The sequence below is a fragment of the Empedobacter falsenii genome (assembly GCF_013488205.1).
GTDB lineage: Bacteria > Bacteroidota > Bacteroidia > Flavobacteriales > Weeksellaceae > Empedobacter > Empedobacter falsenii_C.
On the sequence record NZ_CP040908.1, the window covers coordinates 331,792 to 351,246 of the forward strand.

A 19,455-nucleotide genomic window follows, 5' to 3' on the forward strand; every position below is an offset into this window, starting at 1 on the left:
TAGATTATGGCAATGACAAAACAAGATAAAGCAAATATGATAGATGAATTGCAAGCTGTATTAGCAGAAGCAAAAATCATCTACTTAGCAGATATCGAAGGATTAAACGCTGTTAATACTACTGAATTAAGAAGAGCTTGCTACAAAAGCAATGTATCTTTACGCGTAGTAAAAAACACTTTATTAAAGAAAGCTATGGAGCAAATCGAAGACAAAAACTTCGAAGAGCTTTACGGATCTTTAAAAGGAAATACAGCATTAATGACTGCTGAAGTTGGTAACGCACCAGCTAAAGTAATCGATACTTTCAGAAAGAAATCTGAAAAACCTATTTTAAAAGGAGCTTGGATTGAAGATAATACATTCGTAGGTGATGACAAATTACCACAATTAGTAGCATTGAAATCTCGCGAAGAATTAATCGCAGACATCATCATGTTACTTCAATCTCCAATCAAAACTGTTGTTTCTCAATTAGAGAACAAAGACGCTGCAAAAGCAGAAGAAGGAGCTTCAGAAGAATAAGACACACTCATATCAAATAAAAGTTTAAAAAAACAAAAAGCATTAAAATGGCAGATTTAAAAAAATTAGCTGAAGAGTTAGTAAACTTAACAGTTTTAGAAGTTAATGAATTATCTACAATCTTAAAAGATGAGTACGGAATCGAACCAGCTGCTGCTGCTGTAGTTGTTGCTGCAGGTGGAGCAGGTGAAGCTGCTGAAGAGCAATCAGAATTCGACGTAATCTTAAAAGAAGCAGGTGCATCTAAATTAGCAGTTGTTAAATTAGTTAAAGAATTAACTGGTAAAGGATTAAAAGAAGCTAAAGATTTAGTAGATTCAACTCCAGCAACAGTTAAAGAAGCAGTTTCTAAAGACGAAGCTGAAGCTTTAAAGAAACAGCTAGAAGAAGCTGGTGCAGTAGTAGAATTGAAGTAATTTTTATTACTCAAAAATATAGGTTTGGACCTAACACAGGACGTGTTAGGTCTAAACCTTTTTACGCATAAAGTCATTATATAAACCAAAATTCATTCGAAATTGGCCACTAAAGCAACATTAAGCAACTCGACTGAGAAAAAAGAAAGATTGAACTTCTCTTCTGCAAAAGCAGTCGCTCAGTTCCCAGATTTCCTTGACATTCAGATCAAATCGTTTGAAGATTTTTTCCAGTTGGAAACAAGACCTGACCAACGAAAAAATGAAGGTCTTTACCGAACATTTGCTGAGAATTTTCCAATTACGGATACTCGCAATCAGTTTGTTTTAGAATTCTTAGATTATTTCGTAGATCCACCACGTTACACAATTGATGAGTGTATCGAAAGAGGATTAACGTACAGCGTACCATTGAAAGCTCGTCTTAAATTGTACTGTACGGACGAAGAACACGAAGATTTCGAAACTGTAGTGCAAGACGTATACTTAGGAACAATTCCTTACATGTCTCCTTCAGGATCATTCATTATTAATGGTGCAGAGCGTGTTATTGTATCTCAATTACACCGTTCTCCTGGGGTATTCTTCGGACAATCTTTCCACGCGAATGGTACAAAATTGTACTCATCTCGTATCATTCCTTTCAAAGGATCTTGGATTGAGTTCGCAACAGACATCAACAGCGTAATGTACGCTTACATCGATCGTAAGAAAAAGTTACCATTAACTACTTTATTACGTGCTATCGGATACGAAAGAGATAAAGATATCTTAGAAATTTTCGACTTAGCTGAAGAAGTAAAAGTTAATAAAGCTAATTTAAAGAAAGTTGTAGGTCGTAAACTTGCTGCGCGTGTATTAAATACATGGCACGAGGATTTCGTAGATGAAGATACAGGAGAAGTTGTATCTATCGAGCGTAATGAAATTATTTTAGACCGTGAAACAATCTTAGAGAAAGATCACATCGATCAAATCGTAGATTCTGGTGTTAAGACGATCTTATTACACAAAGAAGATATCAATTCTGCTGATTATGGAATTATCCATAATACTTTACAAAAAGACCCTACTAACACTGAAAAAGAGGCAGTAGAGTACATCTATAGACAATTACGTAACGCTGAGCCACCAGATGAGGAAACAGCAAGAGGAATTATTGACAAATTATTCTTCTCTGATCAACGTTATTCATTAGGTGAAGTAGGTCGTTACAGATTAAATAAAAAATTAGGCTTAAGCATTAGCGAGGACGTACAAGTATTGACTCGTGAAGATATCATTTCGATTATTAAATACTTAATCGAATTAATCAACTCTAAAGCAGAGGTGGATGATATTGACCACTTATCTAACCGTCGTGTAAGAACGGTAGGTGAGCAAATGGCTAGCCAATTCGGAGTAGGTTTAGCTCGTATGGCTAGAACTATCCGCGAAAGAATGAATGTTCGTGACAACGAGGTGTTTACACCAATCGATTTGATTAATGCTAAAACATTATCATCTGTTATCAACTCATTCTTCGGAACGAACCAGTTATCTCAGTTCATGGACCAAACAAATCCATTATCAGAGATTACACACAAACGTCGTTTATCAGCATTAGGACCTGGAGGTTTATCAAGAGAAAGAGCGGGATTCGAGGTACGTGACGTACACCACACTCATTACGGACGTTTATGTCCAATTGAAACTCCTGAGGGACCAAACATTGGTTTGATTTCGTCATTATGTGTATTCGCTAAAGTTAATAACTTAGGGTTTATCGAAACACCGTACAGAAAAGTAGAAGATGGAAAAGTGGACGTCGAATCAGCACCAATCTATTTAACTGCGGAAGAGGAGGAATCAAAAGTAATTGCTCAAGCCAATATCGACATGACAGACGATGGTACTATTGCTACTGAACGTGTAACTGCTCGTGAAGATGGGGATTTCCCTGTTGTAACACCAGCAGAAGTTGATTTAATCGACGTTGCACCTAACCAGATTGCTTCTATCTCAGCATCATTAATTCCTTTCTTGGAGCATGATGACGCCAACCGTGCGTTAATGGGATCGAACATGATGCGTCAGGCAGTTCCATTATTAAAACCTCAAGCACCAATTGTAGGTACTGGATTAGAAAAACAAGTTGCAAAAGATTCAAGAATCTTAGTAAATGCAGAACGTGAAGGTACAGTAACTTATGTTGATGCTGACATTATAACAATTAAATATGATCGTTCAGAAGACGAAGAATTAGTAAGCTTCGATACTGCTGAGAAAACATATAATTTAACAAAATTCAGAAAAACCAATCAAGGAACTACAATTACGTTGAAACCAATTGTAAAAGTTGGTGATCGTGTAGAGAAAGGACAAGTTTTATCTGAAGGTTATGCAACAGAAGGAGGAGAATTAGCAATTGGTCGTAATATGGTTGTTGCCTTCATGCCTTGGCAGGGGTACAACTTCGAGGATGCCATTGTAATCTCTGAGAAAGCTGTTCGCGAAGACTGGTTTACATCTATCCACATCGATGAGTATTCATTAGATGTACGTGATACAAAATTAGGTATGGAAGAATTAACTTCAGACATTCCTAACGTTTCGGAAGAGGCTACAAAAGACTTAGACGAAAACGGTATGATCCGTATCGGAGCAGAAGTAAAACCTGGTGATATCTTGATTGGTAAGATTACTCCAAAAGGAGAATCTGATCCAACTCCAGAAGAAAAATTATTACGTGCGATCTTTGGTGACAAAGCAGGTGATGTAAAAGATGCTTCTCTTAAAGCTTCTCCGTCATTACGCGGTGTTGTTATCGATAAAAAATTATTCTCACGTAGTATTAAGGATAAACGTAAACGTTCTCAAGACAAAGCTATCATTGATAGTGTAGAAGCTGAGTACGACGTTAAATTCAATGAATTAAGAGAGATTTTATTAGAGAAATTATACGTTTTATTAAACGGAAAAACTTCTCAAGGTATTTACAACGACTTGAACGAAGAAGTGATCAAGAAAGGTGTAAAATACACACAAAAAATCTTATCTAATGTTGAAGATTTCTTAAACTTAACTGGTGCAGAATCTCTTTGGACAACAGACGAGGATAAGAACGAATTAGTAAAAGAATTGTTACATAATTACAAAATTAAGTACAACGATTTACAAGGAGCACTTAACCGCGAAAGATTTACAATCTCTGTTGGAGACGAGTTACCTGCAGGTATCGTTAAATTAGCGAAAATCTACATTGCGAAAAAACGTAAACTAAGAGTAGGGGATAAAATGGCAGGACGTCACGGTAACAAAGGTATTGTTGCACGTATCGTTCGTGACGAAGATATGCCTTTCTTAGAAGACGGAACGCCAGTAAATATCGTGCTTAACCCACTTGGGGTACCATCTCGTATGAATATCGGTCAGATTTATGAAACGGTATTAGGATGGGCTGGACTTAAAATGGGTCAAAAATTTGCTACACCTATCTTCGATGGTGCTGAAATCGCTGATATCGATCGCATCACAGAAGAAGCAGGTATTCCAAAACACGGTACAACATATTTATATGACGGTAACACTGGAGAACGTTTTGATCAAAAAGCTACTGTAGGGGTGATTTACATGTTGAAATTAGGACACATGGTTGACGACAAAATGCACGCGCGTTCTATCGGACCATACTCATTAATTACTCAACAACCATTAGGAGGTAAAGCACAATTCGGTGGACAACGTTTCGGAGAGATGGAGGTTTGGGCATTAGAAGCATTCGGTGCATCTAATATCTTACGCGAAATCTTAACAGTTAAGTCGGATGACGTAATTGGACGTGCGAAAACTTACGAAGCAATCGTAAAAGGAGAGCCAATGCCAGAACCTGGTATTCCAGAATCATTTAACGTATTGTTACATGAATTACAAGGTCTTGGATTAGACATAAACTTGGAAGAATAATAGGGAAACCTATTATTCTACCTTTTTCGTTATAATAATATAATTGTTAGATACATTTCTATATGTCAACAAAAAATAAAACAAGTCAATTCTCAAAAATCCGTATCGGGTTAGCTTCTCCAGAATCGATTCTTCAAGAATCTAAAGGTGAAGTTTTAAAACCTGAAACGATTAACTATAGAACGCACAAACCAGAGCGTGACGGGTTATTCTGTGAGCGTATCTTTGGACCTGTAAAAGATTACGAATGTGCCTGCGGAAAATATAAAAGAATCCGTTATAAAGGTATCGTTTGTGACCGTTGTGGGGTTGAAGTTACTGAAAAGAAAGTTCGTCGTGAGCGTATTGGACACATCAATCTTGTTGTTCCAATTGCACATATTTGGTATTTCCGTTCATTACCAAACAAAATTGGTTACATCTTAGGATTACCATCTAAGAAATTAGACATGGTAATTTACTACGAAAGATATGTAGTGATTCAAGCAGGTATCGCAAAAGGACCAGAAGGTGAAGAATTAAATAGATTAGATTTCTTATCAGAAGAAGAGTATTTAGATATTTTAGAAACTCTTCCAATCGAGAATCAATATCTAGAAGATACAGATCCGAATAAATTCGTTGCGAAAATGGGTGCTGAAGCATTAGAAGACCTATTATCTCGTATCAATTTAGATGAGTTATCTTACGAATTAAGACACAAAGCACATAACGAAACTTCTAAACAACGTCGTACAGAAGCGTTAAAACGTTTACAAGTTGTTGAGTCGTTACGTGAGTCAAATATGCACCACGTAAACCGTCCAGAATGGATGGTAATGCGCGTTATTCCGGTTATTCCGCCAGAATTACGTCCATTAGTTCCATTAGATGGTGGTCGTTTTGCAACATCAGATTTAAACGATTTATATCGTCGTGTAATTATCCGTAATAACCGTTTGAAACGATTAATGGAAATCAAAGCGCCAGAAGTAATCTTACGTAATGAAAAACGTATGTTACAAGAAGCGGTTGATTCATTATTCGATAACACACGTAAAGCATCTGCTGTAAAAGCTGATGGTAACCGTCCGTTAAAATCATTATCTGATTCATTAAAAGGTAAACAAGGTCGTTTCCGTCAAAACTTATTAGGTAAACGTGTGGATTATTCTGCTCGTTCTGTAATTGTTGTTGGACCAACACTTAAGTTACACGAATGTGGTTTACCAAAAGATATGGCAGCTGAATTATACAAACCATTCGTAGTTCGTAAATTAATCGAGCGTGGAATTGTAAAAACAGTTAAATCGGCTAAGAAAATTATCGATAGAAAAGAGCCAGTTGTTTGGGATATTTTAGAAAATGTAATCAAAGGTCACCCAGTTTTATTAAACCGTGCCCCTACGTTACACCGTTTAGGTATCCAAGCATTCCAACCGAAATTAATCGAAGGTAAAGCAATTCGTTTACACCCATTAGTGTGTACTGCCTTCAATGCCGATTTCGATGGTGACCAGATGGCCGTTCACTTACCATTAGGACCAGAAGCTGTTTTAGAAGCACAATTATTAATGTTGGCTTCTCAAAATATTTTGAATCCTGCTAATGGTTCTCCAATTACTGTACCTTCTCAGGATATGGTTTTAGGTCTTTACTACATGACGAAAATTCGTCGTACTGACCACCAATTTACAGTAAAAGGTGAAGGATTAACTTTCTATTCAGACGAAGAAGTTCAAATTGCATACAACGAAGGAGCTGTTGACTTAAACGCCCCAATTCGTGTAAAAGGAACAATTCGTGTAGGAGAGGAGTTAGTAGAAAATCAATTAATCGAAACTTCAGTAGGACGTGTGTTATTCAACCAAATTGTTCCGAAACAAGTAGGTTATATTAATGAAGTATTAACGAAAAAATCGTTACGTACAATTATTAATAAAATCATCAAGATTACAGATTTCCCTACAACGGCTGCTTTCTTAGATGATATGAAACAATTAGGATACCGTAATGCCTTCGAGGGTGGTTTATCATTCTCATTAGGAGATATCTTAATCCCAGAACAAAAGAAAGACCTTATCTCTGGTGCGATCAACCAAGTTGAGAACATTAAGATGAACTATAACATGGGTCTTATTACAAATAACGAACGTTACAACCAAGTTATTGATGTTTGGACAACAACAAACGCAACATTAACAGAAATTGTAATGAAACGTATGACAGAAGATCAACAAGGATTTAACTCTGTATTCATGATGCTTGATTCTGGAGCGCGTGGATCTAAAGAGCAAATTCGTCAGTTATCAGGTATGCGTGGATTGATGGCTAAACCTCAAAAAGCTGGTTCTACTGGTGGGGATATCATCGAAAACCCAATTATCTCTAACTTCCGTGAAGGTCTGTCTATCTTAGAGTACTTTATTTCTTCGCACGGTGCGCGTAAAGGTCTTGCCGATACTGCCTTAAAAACTGCCGATGCTGGATACTTGACTCGTCGTTTAGTTGACGTTGCACAAGACGTTATCGTAATGCACGAAGATTGTGGTACATTAAGAGGTTTAGAAGTTACAGCACTTAAGAAAAAAGAAGAAATCATCGAAAGTTTATCTTCTCGTGTATTAGGTCGTACTTCATTAAATGATATTTACAACCCAGATAATGGTGAATTAATCATTTCTGCTGGTAACATTATTACAGAAGATGTTGGTGATGCTTTAGAAGCAGCTGGTATCGAAAATGTAGAGGTTCGTTCTCCATTAACATGTGAAGCGAAAACTGGAATTTGTGCTAAATGTTACGGACGTAACTTAGCTACAGGTAAAGGTGTTCAAAAAGGTGAATCAGTTGGTGTAGTTGCTGCACAATCTATTGGTGAGCCTGGTACACAGTTAACATTACGTACTTTCCACGTTGGGGGTACTGCGGGTAACGTTTCTGAGCAAAATACAATTAATGCTAAAGTTGACGGTACTGTTGAGTTTGACGACTTACGTACTGTTGAATCGACAGATGATGCAGGTAACAAAGTAGATACAGTTGTTTCTCGTTCTACAGAGATGAAAGTAATTGACGATTTAGGAAACGTTCGTCAACAAACTAACATCGCTTACGGTACTATCTTATCTGTTAAAAACGGAGCTAAAGTTCAAAAAGGTCAAGAGATTGCAAGTTGGGACCCTTATAACGGGGTAATCATCGCGGAATCTACTGGTAAAATCGAGTACGAACAATTAGAGCAAGGGGTAACTTTCCAGATTGAAATCGATGAGCAAACAGGATTCCAAGAAAAAGTTATTTCTGAATCACGTAATAAAAAATTAGTTCCAGCGTTAAGAGTTATCACTATTGATGGTGAAGAAAAAACATACAACTTACCAGTAGGTGCACACTTAATGGTAAATGATGGTGAAAAAATTAATGCAGGTAAAATCTTAGTTAAGATTCCTCGTAAGTCAGCTAAATCTGGCGATATTACAGGAGGTTTACCTCGTATTACAGAGTTGTTAGAGGCTCGTAATCCATCTAACCCATCAGTTGTTTGTGAAATGGATGGAGTTGTATCTTTCGGTAAAATAAAACGTGGTAACCGCGAAATCATTGTTGAATCTAAAAATGGTGAGATCCGTCGTTACTTAGTTAAATTATCAGCACAAATCTTAGTTCAAGAAAATGACTTCGTACGTGCAGGTGAGCCTTTATCAGATGGAGCAATTACACCAGAAGATATTTTAAGAATCTTAGGACCAACAGCGGTTCAAGAATACTTAGTAAACGAGATTCAAGATGTATACCGTTTACAAGGGGTAAAAATCGATGACAAACACTTCGAAATTATCGTACGTCAAATGTTACGTAAAGTTCGTATTGTAGACTCAGGAGATTCAAGATTCTTAGAAGATAGTTTAGAGCACAAAGATGATTTCATGCAAGAAAACGATCGTTTATTCGGAATGAAAGTCGTAGAAGATGCTGGTGATTCTGACACATTAAGTGCAGGACAAATCATCACAGTTCGCGAATTACGTGACGAAAACTCTAAATTAAAACGTGAAGACAAAAACTTAGTAACAGCTCGTGAGGCTTTACCTGCAACAGCAGAAGCAGTTTTACAAGGGATTACAAGAGCGTCTTTACAAACTAAATCTTTCATGTCTGCGGCATCGTTCCAGGAAACTACAAAAGTTCTTAACGAAGCAGCTGTAGCTGGTAAAGTAGACGGTTTAGTAGGATTAAAAGAAAACGTTATTGTTGGACACTTAATTCCTGCCGGAACTGGATTAAAAGAGTATCAAAATATCATCGTAGGATCTAACCGTGAATACGAGGAATTAATAAACGCAAAACAAGAAATATAATGTCAGAAAATCAACAAAACGAAGGATTAAACATTGAGTTAAACGAATTAGTAGCTCAAGGTGTTTATGCTACAGGAGCAATCATCAACCACTCACCATCTGAGTTCGTTGTAGATTTCGTTCAATTTTTACCAGGTGCTAGACCATCAGTAAAATCAAGAATTATTTTGTCTCCATTACAAGCAAAACAATTATCTCAATCGTTAGCAGAAAACGTAACTAACTTCGAGAAAAGCTTTGGTGAAATCAAAGAACCTCAAGTAAACAACGGTACTGCAACTTACGAAGCTTAAGAATCATTCTTAATATTTCAAAAAGTCCCTCAATCTTAGATTGGGGGATTTTTTTATGCAATCAAAACTATCAAATCATTAAAAATAATCTTATAAATGTTAGATCAATTATTAAATTGATAATTATTTGTAATATTAATACGAATAATTTAAAAATAAAATACATTAATCTTTTTAACAGTATTTTTTTGAATCGAAAAAATGTTTAGATTTGTATTTAGCAAATAACACAAGAATGTCTGACTATAAATTAATTCTACCTTCTATGGGAGAAGGTGTAATGGAAGCTACTGTAACAAATTGGATCAAGAATATTGGTGATTCGATTAGTGAAGATGAATCGGTTGTAGAAATCGCAACAGATAAAGTAGATTCTGATGTTCCTTCGCCAGTTGCAGGAGTTTTAAAAGAAATCTTAGTTCCGGTAGATGGAATTGCAAAAGTAGGTGAGCCTATCGCAATTTTGTCTGTTGATGGAGTTGTAGAACAAGCTGATTCGGTAGAAGAAGTAGATACAAGTAGCGATCAGGAAATTGCAGATGCAGCAAAATCTATCGAAGCTGAAGTTGCAACAATCAAAACTGAAACGGTTATTACTTCGTCTGATGATAAATTTTATTCTCCTTTAGTAAAATCTATTGCGAAAGAAGAAGGTGTTTCTCAGGCTGAGTTAGATCAAATTTCAGGTTCTGGAAAAGACGGACGTGTAACGAAAGATGATATTTTGGATTTCGTTAAAAATAGAGGAAATCAACCAGCGAAAACAGTTGTTACGACTTCTGTTGCTGCACCAGTTGCTCAACCTCAAGCACCGCAAGTGCAATCTGCGCCAATTTCTGTTGGTGAAGGAGATGAAATTATCGAAATGGATAGAATGCGTAAAATTATTGCGCAAAATATGCTACAAGCAAAACAAATTGCTCCTCACGTAACGTCTTTCGTAGAAGTTGATATGACGAATATTGTGTTGTGGAGAGATAAAAATAAAAATGAGTTTCAGAAGAAACATGGTGAGAAAATTACGTTTATGCCAATTTTTATCGAAGCTGTAGCAAAAGCAATTCAAGATTTCCCAATGATTAATGTTTCGGTTGATGGAGATAAAATCATCAAAAAGAAAAATATAAATATTGGAATGGCAGCAGCTTTACCAAGTGGAAATTTAATTGTTCCTGTTATCAAAAATGCAGATCAATTTAATTTAGCAGGTTTAGCTTCTCAGGTTAATGATTTAGCAAATCGTTCTCGTAACAATAAATTGAAACCAGCAGAAATCCAAGGAGGAACGTATACAATTACAAATATTGGATCTTTCGGAAATACATTAGGAACGCCAATTATTCCTCAACCACAAGTGGCTATTTTAGCTGTTGGGGCAATCGTGAAAAAACCTGCTGTTATCGAAACTCCACAGGGAGATATGATTGCAATTCGTCACAAAATGTACTTATCTCATGCTTACGATCACCGTGTTGTAGATGGCGCTTTAGGAGGTATGTTTGTAAAACGTGTTGCAGAATATCTTGAGGCTTTTGATATGAATACGCCTGTGTAATATTAGAATCATAAAAAAACGTATATAACATCTTAAAAACTCTGATTAAGTCAGAGTTTTTTTTATTTTTACAATTAGGTTTAGTTGTAATGAAGATGAGATTTATCTATCTACTTGTTTTATTTTTTTCTGTATACTGTTTTTCTCAAGATGTTGAGGAGAATAATGCTTTCTATAAAGAAGCTGTGGAGAAATTAAAAATAGATAATTCTAAAAGTATAAAGATATATGAATACTTGATTAACAATTCTGCAAACACCATTCAAAAATTAAATTATCAACTCGATTTAGTAAAAATAAAAGTATACGTTTCTAAAGATACAGAGGCTTTAGATATTTTTTTCGCGATTGAACCAGAAGTTTTAGCATCAAATAATCAAGAATTGAAAGATCGATACTATCTTATAGGATCAGATTTATTTTATTATTTAGGGTTTAAGGAAGAATCGAAGAAACTGTTAAATAAAGTCAAAACAAAAGATAGTACTTGGATAAATGATACTAGAAACAAGTTTATTAATCTTAAATATGATTTATCTTTTAGTCCAATTATATCTAAAAAAATAAATAATTTGAACGAAGCAAATGCTACGATTGACAGTTTGCAGATTGCAAATGAAGTTGAACGATTTATTTTGTTAAAAAGAATTCAAAATTATTTTTTATCTACTAATTCTTTTAAAGAATATGCGATTTATACGAGTCAATTAAATGAATTAGCAGAGCATTTGAATGTTGAAAAGAAAACAACTCAAAATTATTTAGTCAATAAACTTATTGATCAACAAAAATTTCAAAAAGAGATTAAAGAAAAACATTTAAAAACAGCTTCTGTTGTTTTATCTATTGTATTTATATTAATCATTATAACGTTGATTTTTTATAAGAAAAAGAAGCGAATTGAAGAAAATATAGTTAAAACAAATCTAATTTCTGATAAAGTTGAAAGCGAAATTTTAATGAAATTAGAAAATTTTGAGAAAAATAAAGGTTTTCTAAATCCTACGATCACGATTTCAATTTTAGCCAAAGATTTAGATACAAATATTAAGTATTTATCATCTATTTTAAATAATGTAAAACAGAAAAGTTTTAATAATTACATTAATGAATTGCGCATAGATTACATCGTAAAAATATTAAAAGAAGATAAAAAATTTCGGTTATATAAAATTAGTCATTTAGCTAAAGAAAGCGGCTTTATATCTCAGAGTAGTTTTACCACTTTTTTTAAATTAGTAACAGGTGTTACACCTTCTGTTTTTATAAAAAATTTAAATGAAGATGAATAATATAATTTTAACCTTACTTTTTTTATTCGGAACTTCTTTCAGTTTTGCTCAGAAATCAGATAGTGTGAGAATTGCATACGATTATGTTTATTTTAATCCGCAAAAAGCGATTGAAATGGCAAATCGTATTATAAAAACTTCAGAAAATAAAGACGATCAAATTACTGCTCGATTAATCAAAACAAATGCATATAGCTCTTTAGATGATACTTATAATGCGTTGAAATACGCATTTGAAACATATGATTATGTTAAAAAAGAGAAAGATACTTTTAATGAAGCTAGAATTTTAGGAAGAATAGGTGAGCTTTTTCAATTGTATGGATTTAATACTCAATCTCGCTATTATCTCGAAAAATCTGAAAATTTAATTCTTTCGAAAGAATTTTCTGAAGAAAAAAGACCAATGTATTTAGGGAATATTTACGGGATAAAAGGAAATGGATATAAAGATGATTTAGATTGCGATTTTGCTTTAAAATATTACGATAAATCGATCAAATCTTATAAGAGTAGAGAATTAAATCAAAGTACATTAAACAATTTAGCGTTAGTTTATATTGAGAAATCAAATTGTTTAATTGATAAATCGATCTTAGATTCTGCTACATTGTACTTAGATGAAGCTTTTTTTGTTATAAAAAAGAATAATCTAAAAGAATATGATCAGTCTGCCAAAACGAGCTTGGCAAGGATTTATCAAGCAAAAAAAGATTATACATATTCCAATCAACTTTTGAAAGAAGTTTTAAAAGAAATAAAAGCTTCGGAACCTATTAGTGTAAATTTGTATGTATATAGAATTTTGGCACAAAACGCTTTTTATCAACAAGATTATATTGCTTACAAAAAATATATAGATTATATCAAAAAAATAAATTTGCAATTGGAAAAAAGTAATCAAGAAGCAAAAGAGAAAAGCCTAAATTTTTTGTTATATAAAGATCAAGGATTCTGGTATAACTTATCTTTTTTTAAACTACCATTAGTCTTATTACTTGTCATTATTTTTTTACTATTTCTAAAAAATAGTAGAAATCAGAATTTTTTAAATTTAAAATCTATTTTCAGAAATAATAAAGGTTAATTTGCTTATTATTAGTTAATTATATTGTTTTTAGTGTTGATGAATTTAAGTAAAATTCATTTAAATTAGAGCTAATTCAATTTCATATTCAATAATTATTTTTTTCATTTGAAAAAATTAAATAACACATTGAATTATGAAGAAGACTTTTATTCTATTGGCAACAATTTTTGGGTTATGCTCAACTACTTATGCGCAAACAATTTTCGAAAAATCGAATACAACTCTTATAAAAAATAATAAATCTAAGTCAAATTCTTTAGATAAATTAAATAGAAGTTTTGATTGGACAACTCATAATAGAGGAAAAGATGCAAATGCTTTTGCTAATTTTGAGGAAACAGCAGGACTAAATACTAAAAATGGATCTGAAAAAAATACTTTAACTCCTTTCGGAAGTATAAATGCACAACGATGGACCTATGGAACAAATGTAGATACAAATGAAACTGTAATGTTTTCTATTGATTCTAAATACGGAGCAAATGCATCTTTAACTTTTAAGACATACACAGATGACCTAAAAGTTGATAAACAGTTTACAATTAGTATTCCAGAATCAGCTAATAGAGCAGAACCTATTGGAGATTTTTCTTCTAAAATACTTGATAATAACAACAAATTGATTGTAGCTGTATATGTTCACTTTTTCGAAGGAGGACAAGGGCCAGCTTTTCAAAAACATCAAATTTGGTTTGTAAATGAATCTGGAGAAATATTAAATAAAGTTGATGCATCTTCGGCTGAAATTTTAAAAGATTCTAAAGGAAAACTTAACGTCTATACTTATCATAGTGACGAAGATTATGTTACTGTAAAAAAAGTAGATTTAAATAATAGTACAAATACTTTAGAATATAAAGTTCCTTTTGATTTAGTAAATTTCTACGTAGGACTTCCATTAGCACATAAAAATTTGAATGGAAAAGATTATTTAGTTTTTTCTCATTATACAGAAAAGTTATTAGATAATAGTACATTAGAATTTAATACAAATGCAAAATTTGCTTTGGATTTTATAGATGCTGAAACTTTTAAATTAGAGAAGACATATAATTTACCAGTGATAGGATTTGATGAAGAAAATCCGTACACAATTCCAATGACTACTTTTGGATTGTTTTATAATACAGATAAATATGACATTTCTTCTAATGTTTATAATGCAGATAGTAAGTTAGAGTTTACTTATGGTGCTTTATTTTATGATATGCCTAATGATCGCGAATGGTTTAATTATTATGTTGTAAATGAGGATGGAACAGTTCTTAAAACATTGAATGAAGATATCGCAAATGGAGGTATAGAAACCGGGATTGAATTAACTGAATTAGCAAATCAAAAAGATCAAGTTGTTATGCTGATTGATAACGGTGAAGGAATATCTAACATCAAGGTTTATAATTTGCCTGAACTAGAATTAGCTCAAGATTTTCCAGCAGTTCATAATGATGATTTATTGTCTTTAAATTTTAATAGAATTGCGAATGGTAATACATTCAACTATGTCGTAGGACTTAATTTTGGTGAAGTAGAAGGAGATAAGGCATTTGGTATTGTAAAACATTATGATACGAAAGGTGTAGAAGTAAAAAAAGTAAGATTACCTATAACTTTGGAAACAGAATTGTTCGCCCCTTTCCTTAATGCATTAACTTTGAATCCAACTATTGTTAACGATGACGATAAAATTGAATATGTGTATGCTTATCAAGATAGAGTAAATAATAAGGCTGCAAATACTTATAGTATTGCACAAGATGAGAATAATCTTTTAGCAAGTTTCTCTGGAAGAACTGAAAAAGGAAATATTACAATGTCTGGTTATGGAACAAAAAGAAATGGAGAATATGACCGTTTGTATGTTTATTATGGAAGCGATTATTCTGCTACATCATTTATAACAGATTTCTATAAATTTCCTTTTGAAAGTTTAGCAGTTAATGATATTCAAAAAAATAAACAATCAATAAAATATTTGAGTAATGTAAAAGAAATCCGAGTTGATTATGAATACGCAACATATCAAGTATTTAATATGAACGGTAATTTAATTTCTTCAGGAAATTCTTCTAAAACAATTTTTACAAACGGATGGAATAAAGGAGTTTATATCATCAAAACGTTAGACAAGCAAGGTAAAGCTAATACAGCAAAAATCTTAGTTTTCTAATTCTAATTAACACTAATTATGAAAGAAATCCAACTAATTTTAGTTGGATTTTTTTCGTTTAAATTTATAAGTAAGCATTACACCGCCTTTGTAAAGCAGCCACTCCCCACTTTTATTAAATGATTGCGCAGAATCATATCGTCCGAAATTAGGAGAATCTTCTTTATAATATCCTTTGTAATTTCCTTGAGAGTGTCCTCCACCAACAAAAACATCTAATCCCCAATTTTCGTTAATTTTTACTTGATAACCTATTGTAGCTCCTGTTAAGATTGCTACTCCACGTTGATATTTATCAGTGTTCCAATAATTCCATTTTTGAATATCAAAGAAACCAACTCCAATGTTTGGACCTATATAAAATTTACTAAAAGATTTATCAAAGTAATATCTACCTTCACCAAAAACCATATACATTTGTAAATGATTACCTGCAAATGATTTCCATGGAGAGATAAAACCGTCAGCTTGTAAAGTTATCCTATCTGTGATTGCATGTTCAACACCAAGATTTACCATTGCAAGTGGCATTGTTAACGCATTAACTTTTATTTGTGTTTCTCTTTTTTGAGCAAAGATTGTGGCGGGAAATAACAACCAAATTAATTTATTCATTCGTAATTTTTATCAGTTTACTAGGCTAAGGTAAAAAAAGCAGTTTATTTATATGTTAATTCAAGCTTTTTTATAACTTTACTTAACATTTAAGTACATTATGGCACCAATCATATCAATCCTAATAATATTTTTGATTTTCGGAATTTTTGTTTCGATATTCTTTGTTATTGCCGTATCTGATGCGAAAGTCAGAGAGAAAAATGAACAACATACACTGAAAAGCTTACCAGATCAGGTAGACTTAAAAGCTGTTGTACGTTACAATATTGGGCGTCCGCAAGGGAGATTTCTTAAAATGAAATCTTTTCAGGGAAGTGGTGTATTATATGTACAAGGAGATCAATTAATTTTCAAAGATATTTTGGGTAATGAAGATCATATTTTTGATTTGAAAACATGCAAATTATCTTGGGTTGAGAACAAAATAAATGGGATTACAAATGCTTTTAAAGTTGCCGATCACGAAGCAATTATCTTCTTTTATACTGATAAAGGTGTTTTTATTTTTAATACGATTGAAGAAAATGCGTCGACTTCAGATTTATATATTCGTTTGAAAGAATTGCGTAAAAGTATTAGAAATGCTAAAAAAGCTGAGTCGGCAAGTGAATAGTTAATACAGCTCGGAAACCGCTCATATCTTTAAAATTTTTATTTTCTCTAAACTCGAAAGAATAACCAGCATTTAACTCTACAATGCTCAAAACTGCAATACCAGCTTTTGGTGTAATTGTCCATGGAGAAACTTCGGCGCGAATAACATAAAAAGCAGAGCTAAAATTTGAACTATAAGGATCACCTGGATTGTTGTGAAAATTGAACATATATCCAGCTCCAACTTCTGGAATTACACGAAATTTATCTTTCATATAACCCAAATTTGCATTGGCGCTAAATGTCAAAATATTGTTGTTATCTTGTACTAAGAACAAATCTGTTCCAACTTTTCCATAATTTCCATTCCAATATTCATAACCAAGATTAATTGTAAAATAATCGGTTAAATTTTGTTGTGCTTTCGCTTGAAAACTAATGATAAAAACAAAGATTGCGATGAACTTTTTCATGTGATAAAATTAATGAATTATTTAGTTTTCTTCCAAAAAAATAAATTTTCGTCGTTTTTACTTTCTCTAATTCCAATTGAAAGGAATATTAATTCCAGCAGAAAATTGAAAGCCTTTTATCGGTTTGAAATTATCTTTCTCATTAATTTTAAAACCATATCCTATTCCAAATTCAACTATGGTCAAAAAAGTTAATCCAACTTTTGGAGTGATTGTATACGGTGTAAACTCGCTTTCTACAAAAGGAAAAATATATGAGCCGCCTGAGGTAAAATAGCCTGTAATACCAATTTCTGGAATGACATGAAAATTATCTCGCATATAAGCCATGTTTGCGTTGGCATCTATTCGTGGAGTGATAAATGTATCACCTAATCCAAAAGTGTAAAACAGACCTAGTTTGGCAAAGTTCCCAGATTGATTAGAATAACTTCCTGAAACGCCAAATAAGTTTTGACTGAATGCAAAAGAGGAGAATAAAAGAATGAAGATTGTACTGATTTTCCTTAAAGTCATACGTTTGGTTTTGAAATTAAACTTAGTGTAAAGATAAATAGCTACAACTTATCTTGTTGTAGCTATTTATAATGATTTATTAAAATTTAAAATCGACTCAAAATTTTAATCCATCGTGAATCCTTTTGTATAGATTCGTCCGTAATAATCTGCAAATTTAATTGATACGCGACCTTTATAATTTTTTAATATTTTTTCGATATCGTCTTGTGAACTTACATTTTTATCATTGATCGATAAGATAATAAATTCTTCTTGAACACCTGCTGCAGCTAATTTTCCTGAATTATCAAGATGTTTTACCATCACACCATAATTAATTCCGAAACTATCTTTTTGACGTTCTGTTAATGGCTCAAATTCTGCTCCAAGAACTTCAGTTGGCGTTAAGTCAGATTTGCTTCTCACTTTAGTGCTTCCTTTAGCATCTTTCAATGTAATGTTGTATGTTTTCTCAGAGTTTCCACGTCTTACAGTAAGCGCAACATTGTCACCAGGACGTTTGCTTCCTACGATGAACGATAACGAAGAGAAAGATGTAATTGGTTTTCCATCTACAGCTGTAATGATGTCTCCTTCTTCGATTCCAGAATCAATTGCAGATCCTTTAGCAACCAATTCAGTTACCATTACTCCATTATCGGTTTTAATGTTCTTTTTGAACTGTTTGTTATATTGTTTTACAGCATCTTCATTCGATAAATCAAAACCTTTGATACCTAAATATCCACGTTGTACAATTCCGTACGATTTAATATCCTCAACAACTTTTTTTACCAAGTTTGCAGGAACAGCAAATCCGTAACCAGAATAAGCTCCTGTTGGCGAAGAAATAGCTGTATTGATACCAATTAAATCTCCGTTTGCATTCACCAAAGCACCACCAGAGTTTCCTGGATTAATCGCTGCATCGGTTTGAATAAACGACTCGATTGGTGATTCAGAATTTTTACCTAAAATATTAATGCTACGACCTTTTGCCGAAACAATACCTGCTGTAACAGTAGATGTCAATCCAAATGGATTACCAACTGCTAACACCCAATCTCCAACATTAATCGCATCAGAATCGACAAATTTTGTGAATGGTAAACCTTTTTCGCTAATTTTCAATAAGGCAATATCTGTACTTGGATCAGTACCAACTAATTCGGCAATATAACTTTTTTGATTATTCAAAGTCACTTCAATTTTAGAAGCACCTTGTATCACGTGATTATTTGTAACAATGTAACCATCTTGTGAAATAATTACACCAGAACCCATTCCAGATGGTTGATCTTGATCTGGTTGCTGTTGTCTTCCTCTTTGTTGTTGTTCTGGTTGCCCGAAAAAGAAATCAAAAGGATCAAAGAATTGCTGTTGTTGTTGCTGTCTTTGATTCGAATAATTTTTGATACTCACAACCGTATGTACTGCTTTGTTAGATGCCTGCACAAAATTTGGCGCATCATATCCATAATTTCCTTTATAATCTACAAATTCAAAGTCTCCGTTTTTCTGATTACTCGCATTTGTAATAAATGGATTACTTCCATTTTCGTTCATCAAATAAAAACCTCCCATAGTTGTCATAGAGCTCACTAATCCAACTAATAAGTATCCTGTATATTTTTTCATCTTTAATT

The 19,455-nt window shown here is 33.1% G+C and carries 14 protein-coding genes; 10 read left to right on the top strand and 4 right to left on the bottom strand.

Annotated features, from left to right (window positions below):
• Nucleotides 1–12 precede the first annotated feature (12 nt).
• From rplJ to FH779_RS01625, 9 genes are all read left to right on the top strand, one after another.
• A complete protein-coding gene (rplJ, locus tag FH779_RS01585) occupies nucleotides 13–525 on the top strand; it encodes a 50S ribosomal protein L10 (RefSeq protein ID WP_180906777.1) in 513 nt (170 codons plus the stop codon).
• 47 nt (nucleotides 526–572) lie between these two features.
• Complete coding sequence (gene rplL / locus FH779_RS01590; protein ID WP_019974307.1) at nucleotides 573–941, top strand: 50S ribosomal protein L7/L12; 369 nt, start codon at nucleotides 573–575, stop codon at nucleotides 939–941.
• Nucleotides 942–1,043: 102 nt separating this feature from the next.
• Entirely contained in the window at nucleotides 1,044–4,886 is a 3,843-nt protein-coding gene (gene rpoB, locus FH779_RS01595) for a DNA-directed RNA polymerase subunit beta (protein ID WP_125349434.1), read from the top strand.
• A 62-nt stretch (nucleotides 4,887–4,948) separates the two neighbouring features.
• Nucleotides 4,949–9,226: a DNA-directed RNA polymerase subunit beta' gene (gene rpoC, locus FH779_RS01600; protein ID WP_180905818.1), complete on the top strand. Its 4,278-nt coding sequence runs from the start codon at nucleotides 4,949–4,951 to the stop codon at nucleotides 9,224–9,226.
• On the top strand, nucleotides 9,226–9,519 hold the full coding sequence (locus tag FH779_RS01605; protein WP_038331074.1) for a DUF3467 domain-containing protein: 294 nt from the start codon (nucleotides 9,226–9,228) through the stop codon (nucleotides 9,517–9,519). The genes rpoC and FH779_RS01605 overlap by 1 nt, the downstream gene beginning before the upstream one ends.
• 235 nt (nucleotides 9,520–9,754) lie before the next feature.
• Nucleotides 9,755–11,074, top strand: coding sequence for a dihydrolipoamide acetyltransferase family protein (locus FH779_RS01610; RefSeq protein ID WP_180905819.1), 1,320 nt, complete (start codon nucleotides 9,755–9,757; stop codon nucleotides 11,072–11,074).
• 89 nt (nucleotides 11,075–11,163) lie between these two features.
• Nucleotides 11,164–12,366 carry a helix-turn-helix domain-containing protein gene (locus tag FH779_RS01615; protein ID WP_180905820.1) on the top strand — a complete coding sequence of 401 codons (1,203 nt, stop codon included), beginning with the start codon at nucleotides 11,164–11,166 and terminating at the stop codon, nucleotides 12,364–12,366.
• Complete coding sequence (locus FH779_RS01620) at nucleotides 12,359–13,453, top strand: hypothetical protein (protein WP_180905821.1); 1,095 nt, start codon at nucleotides 12,359–12,361, stop codon at nucleotides 13,451–13,453. Before FH779_RS01615 ends, FH779_RS01620 begins: the two co-directional genes overlap by 8 nt.
• Nucleotides 13,454–13,589: 136 nt before the next feature.
• A complete protein-coding gene (locus FH779_RS01625; RefSeq protein WP_180905822.1) occupies nucleotides 13,590–15,626 on the top strand; it encodes a T9SS type A sorting domain-containing protein in 2,037 nt (678 codons plus the stop codon).
• A 39-nt stretch (nucleotides 15,627–15,665) separates the two neighbouring features.
• Here FH779_RS01625 and FH779_RS01630 read toward each other — a convergent pair whose 3' ends face one another.
• On the bottom strand, nucleotides 15,666–16,241 hold the full coding sequence (locus FH779_RS01630; RefSeq protein WP_114998862.1) for a DUF3575 domain-containing protein: 576 nt from the start codon (nucleotides 16,239–16,241) through the stop codon (nucleotides 15,666–15,668).
• A gap of 100 nt (nucleotides 16,242–16,341) precedes the next feature.
• Here FH779_RS01630 and FH779_RS01635 point away from each other — a divergent pair, with 100 nt between their 5' ends.
• Complete coding sequence (locus tag FH779_RS01635) at nucleotides 16,342–16,857, top strand: hypothetical protein (protein ID WP_125349429.1); 516 nt, start codon at nucleotides 16,342–16,344, stop codon at nucleotides 16,855–16,857.
• Here the strand turns inward: FH779_RS01635 and FH779_RS01640 are convergent.
• From FH779_RS01640 to FH779_RS01650, 3 genes are all read right to left on the bottom strand, one after another.
• Nucleotides 16,829–17,311 carry a hypothetical protein gene (locus tag FH779_RS01640; protein WP_038331078.1) on the bottom strand — a complete coding sequence of 161 codons (483 nt, stop codon included), beginning with the start codon at nucleotides 17,309–17,311 and terminating at the stop codon, nucleotides 16,829–16,831. The two genes, FH779_RS01635 and FH779_RS01640, sit on opposite strands and share 29 nt — an antisense overlap.
• Before the next feature lie 66 nt (nucleotides 17,312–17,377).
• Nucleotides 17,378–17,827 (bottom strand): hypothetical protein, encoded by a 450-nt coding sequence (locus FH779_RS01645; protein ID WP_038331079.1) that lies wholly within the window; start codon nucleotides 17,825–17,827, stop codon nucleotides 17,378–17,380.
• A gap of 105 nt (nucleotides 17,828–17,932) precedes the next feature.
• A complete protein-coding gene (locus FH779_RS01650) occupies nucleotides 17,933–19,447 on the bottom strand; it encodes a Do family serine endopeptidase (RefSeq protein WP_114998866.1) in 1,515 nt (504 codons plus the stop codon).
• Nucleotides 19,448–19,455: the final 8 nt, after the last annotated feature.